The 5,115-nt window shown below is 72.3% G+C and carries 2 protein-coding genes; both read left to right on the plus strand.

All coding sequences use genetic code 11. From position 1 onward, the window contains the following. The first annotated feature begins 567 nt into the window (after positions 1 to 567). Positions 568 to 2,196, plus strand: coding sequence for a hypothetical protein (locus tag VIB55_RS25345; protein ID WP_331879489.1), 1,629 nt, complete (start codon positions 568 to 570; stop codon positions 2,194 to 2,196). 620 nt (positions 2,197 to 2,816) lie between these two features. Further along, the coding region (locus VIB55_RS25350; RefSeq protein ID WP_331879490.1) for a DUF4344 domain-containing metallopeptidase at positions 2,817 to 5,115 on the plus strand (2,299 nt) is incomplete at its 3' end.

Here is a 5,115-nt window from a genome sequence, read left to right on the forward strand (position 1 = left end):
CCCCTCTCCCGCTTGCGGGAGAGGGGCCGGGGGAGAGGGCAGCCGGGGCATGCGCCGGCCCCGTTCGAAACGCCCCTGCCCTGCGGCCTCTGCACGGATGCCCGCTGCCGCGCCCCGGCTGGTTCGTGTCCGCGGCTAGATCCTTCGGCCCGCGAAGTGGCGTGAGCGGGCGAGTGAGGCGTGGCTTGGCGTCAGGATGACAGGGCCGCGGTGGACGCCGAAAGTACGGACGCGCACCACACTGGCTCCCTTCCCCCGCGCAGTTTGCGGGGGAAGGGCTGGGGATGGGGGGCGCCGGTCGACGCGCCAACCCTGGCCGAAGCGCGATCGAAGTTCTCCCTATATCCCCGTTCCCCCACCCGCCTGGCCCGCCCGATGCAGCGCAATCATCCACTCCCGCTTCCACGCACCACTCCTAAAGCAGGGGCGCCGCGCATGGTCCCAATCCTCGTCCGAAGCGCAGTTCTCGCGGGTACCGTCCTCGTTCCTCTCACCGCATCCGCGCAAGCCCGGTTGGCGGCCGGCAACGCCCCACCCTCAGCGGTTCAGCGCGTTGATTCCGCCGCCGTGCTGCGCCAGGCGCGGAGCGCGCAGTCGGCGTTCGAGCACTTTCGCTATCGCTACATCCCCATCAGCCAGAGCGGCGTCGGGAGCTCGCAGCGGTGCGACCACCGGGTGGGCCGGTTCTGCTTCTGGCTGGACGACGACAACGAGCAGGACCCGCCGCCCGAGCACCGCAGGGTGCCGCCCCGCCGCGCGGAGCTGATCGCGTCGCTGGACCGGGCGGCGGCCGCGTTGCCGGGGGACGGTTGGATCGCCGGGCAGCGCGTGCGCTACCTGTCCGAGGCGGGGCAGATGGAGCGGGCGGTCGCCGCCGCGCGCGAGTGCCGCGCCCAGGCGTGGTGGTGTGCCGCGCTGGAAGGCTACGCGCTGCACGACTCCGGGCGCTTCGCCGAGTCCGAGGCCGCGTTCACCCGCGCGCTGGGCGCGATGCCGGCTGCCGAACGCGAGGAGTGGACGGACCTTCTGCCTCTGCTCCCCGCGGATGCGGGCCGTCCCTGGCGGCGCGCGAACGCGGCCGAGCGCGAGGCGCTCGCCCGGCGGATGTGGTGGCTGGCCGACCCGCTGTGGTCGGAGCCGGGAAACGACCGCTGGACGGAGCACGCGACCCGCTGGGTGTTCCACCGCATGCAGGACCGCGCACGCGTCACGGAGGGACTGCCGTGGAGGACCGACTCGGGCGAGCTCCTGGTGCGCTACGGCCGCCACGTGTGGTGGGAGCGGTACATCCGCGGTGCGGGTAGGCAGGACGGGCTGGTCAGCTACGTAAAGCCGCGCACCAGCGAGTTCCTTCCGCCGCTGGCCGCCGCCATGGACCCGGCCCGGCTGGACGAACGGGCGTGGGCGGACGACGGCGTTCCCGACGTCACGCGGTACGCCCCGGCCTACGCTCACCGGTTCGTGGAGCTGCCGCACGATCTGGCCGTCTTCCGGCGGGGCACGGAGGCCGAGGTGGTGGGTGCATACGCCATGGAGCGCGACAGCCTTCCGCGCGTCCCCCGCATCCGCGCCGCCCTCGTCGCCATGGCCGAAGTGGACGCGCCCGCCATCGTGGTCCGGGGTACGGGGTACTCCCCGCGGGGCGCGCTGCGGCTGCGGCTGGCGCCGGGGGCCACGGTCGTCAGCCTGGAGGTGCGCGAGGATTCCACGCGCATCGTCGGGCGCTGGCGGCAGGCGATGGTGCTGCAGCCCGGCGAGCACGCGTCGGACCTGCTGCTGCTCGCCGACGCGCAGGCCCGCCCGGCCACGCTGGACGAGGCCGCCCCGCTGGCCCGCGGCAGCGGCACGGCCGCCCCGGGCGAAACCTTCGCGGTGTATTGGGAGATGTACGACGTGCCGCCGGGGACGGACAGCATGGGCGTGGCGCTTCAGCTGGTGCCGGGGCAGCCCGGGTGGGGGCGGCGGCAGCTGGAGGCGGTGGGGCTGGCGCGCGCGGGACGGGCGGTGAGCATGCGGTGGAACGAGGAGGCGCAGAGCGGGCCCATCGTCGGGCGCTCGCTGGGCGTGAGGCTTCCCCCGGACCTGCGCCGGGGCGACTACACGCTGGAGGTGGAGGTGCGGGTTCCCGGGCGCGAGCCCGTCGTCATCCGCCGCCCCCTCACCGTCGCCCGCCCGCGGGAGGACGGACGACGCTGATTCGCGGCGCCAACCCCGGCACGGGCGACTGAAGTCGCTGCAACGACCACACGAAGTCTGCCTTCGCAGACTGGCTGGCGCGTAGTGCGAGTTCGGCCCTGTGGCGCGACCGGAGCCCGGTGCAGTTCTCCCCCTCTCCCGCTTGCGGGAGAGGGGGCCGGGGGGCGGGCCGGGGGGAGAGGGCAGCCGGGGCATGCGCCGGCCCCGTTCGAAACGCCCCGGCCCCGTTCGAAACGCCCCTGCCCTGCGGCCTCTGCACTCATGCCCGCTGCCGCGCCCGCGCTGGTTCGTGTCCGCGGCTGGATCCTTCGGCCCGCGAAGTGGCCTGAGCGGGCAAGTGAGGCGTGGCTTGGCCTCAGGCGTGGCTTGGCCTCAGGATGACAGGGCCGCGGTGCGCCGGGGGGATGAGGTGCGCTTCGGCAGTTGCGGGGCGTTCCGGATCGCAACGAACTGCTGGACGCGGCGGCGGAACCATTTATATTGCACCCCGGTAGGACCAGACGGGCCCCGGGCGCCAATCCCCTCGCGCGCCCGTCCTTTCTCTCCCTGCACTTCCCGCGGGACCGCGTTCGCGCCCCACTCTCCCGCTGAACACCCACCTTCGGTCATCCACCGGAATGATGAACCGCACATCCGCCCCGCTGCTGGGCGCCGTTCTGGCGGCCGCCATGGCATCGTCGCCCGCCGGCGCGCAGCAGGCCATCCGCGCCGGCCAGACCATCAACGGCTCGCTGACGGCGTCGGATCCCAAGCTGGACGACGACTCGCACTTCGACCTGTACGTCTACCGCGGCAGGGCCGGCGAGCGCATCACCATCACCATGAATTCCACCGCCTTCGACGCCATTCTGGCCGGCGGGCCCACGATCCAGGGCGGCCGGGTGCAGTCGGTGGACGTGGACGACGACGGCGGGGGCGGGACCAACGCCCGGATGGAAGCCACGGTGCCCGCGAGCGGCGTCTACTACTTCCACGCCAACTCGATCTCCGGCGGAGACACCGGTGCCTACACCCTCTCGGTGCAGGCCGGCGGCGCGCCCCCGGAAGAACCGCCCCCGCCGCAGCGCCGCACCGGCGGACAGGCGCAGCCGGGCACCATCCGCTCCGGCCAAACGGTCAACGGGCAGCTCACCGCCTCGGACCCCAAGCTGGGCGACGACTCGCACTACGACCTGTACACGTACCAGGGAACGCCGGGCGAGAACATCGAGATCACCATGACGTCCTCGGCGTTCGACGCGTACCTGGGCGGCGGGCCCGGCGCGGACGAAGCCATCCAAGGCACCGACACGGACGACGACGGCGGCGGCGGCACCGACGCGCGGCTGCGGGTACAGGTGCCCGCCAGCGGCCGCTACGTGATCCGCGCCAACTCTCTGAGCGGCGACATGACCGGCGCGTACACGCTGTCGGTGCAGCCCGCGGGGCGCGTGGTGCGCCGCCGCAGCCGCAACGAGCCTCGGCAGACGGGCGGAAACTACCCCGCCGTGCGCATGGGCCAGCAGGTCACCGGGCGGCTGGAAACGTCGGACCCCAAGCTCGACGACGGGTCGCACTACGACGTGTTCACGTACTCCGGCAACCCGGGCGACGAGATCGTCATCACCCTGTCGTCCACCTCGTTCGACCCGTACCTGACCCTGGCCCGCATGTTCGGCGGCGACGTGGAGCGGGTGGCGCAGGACGACGACAGCGGCCCGGGCAACAACGCGCAGGTGCGGGCGACGCTCAACCAGACGGGCACGTACGTGATCATGGCCAACTCGTTCAGCGCCGACGAGACGGGCCCGTATTCGCTGATCGTGCAGCGCGCCGACCAGGTGCCCACCAGCCAGGAGCGGGGCAACGCGTCGGGCATGACGGCGCTGCAGGCTGGGCGGCCGGTGACGGGGCGGCTGGAGCGCAGCGACCCCATGCTTTCCGACAGCTCGTATGCCGACAACTACCTCTACCGCGGCACGCCGGGCGAAGAGGTGCTGGTGACCATGCGTTCCTCGGACTTCGACGCGTTCCTCACCGTCGGCTCCACGGACGGCGAGGACGTGAGCGACGTGCGCCACGACGACGACGGCGGCGGCGGCACCAACTCGCAGCTCCGCGTGCGGGTGAACGAGAACGGGCTGTACCTGGTGCGGGCCAACTCGGTGCGGCCGCGCACCACCGGCTCGTACACGCTGACGGTGGAGCGCGTGACCGGCACCCAGAGCGCCGGCGGCAACACCTCGGCCCCGGGCGGCACCCGTTCGCAGCTGACGGGCAAGTGGGTGGCCGGCTACCCCGCCGTCCGCAACCCGCAGTACAACACCATGCGCGAGCAGGTGCAGGCGGAGCAGCGGATGGAAGCGTTCGCCCAGCAGCTGAACGAGAACTTTCCCCTCCCCCGCAACGTTCCGCTGCTGTTCAGCGAGTGCGGCGACCCCAACGCCTTCTACAGCCCCAGCGAAGGCCGGGTGACGTTCTGCTATGAGATGATCGACTACCTGAACGGCATCTTCCGCCAGGCCACGTCCAACGCCGACGATCTGCGCGAAAAGATGGACGGCGCGTTCGCCTTCATCATGATGCACGAGGTGGGGCACGCCCTGCGCCACCAGCTGGACCTGCCGGTAACGGGACGCGAAGAGGACGCGGCCGACCAGCTGGCCGCCCTGGTGCTGCTGCAGGACGGCGACAAGGGCGCCAACGCGGCCGTCGCGGGCGCGCTGGCCCTGCAGACGGGCAACCAGTTCGACGACTCCGACTACGCCGACGAGCACTCGCTGGGGCCGCAGCGGCTGTACAACATCGTGTGCTGGATCTACGGCTCCGATCCGCAGAAGTACCAGCACTGGGTGACGAACGGCCTGCTGCCCCAGGCGCGCGCGGGCCGCTGCCCCGCCGAGTACGAGCAGATGTCCAAGGCCTGGACGCGGCTCCTGG

Source organism: Longimicrobium sp. (genome assembly GCF_036554565.1).
Classification (GTDB): domain Bacteria; phylum Gemmatimonadota; class Gemmatimonadetes; order Longimicrobiales; family Longimicrobiaceae; genus Longimicrobium.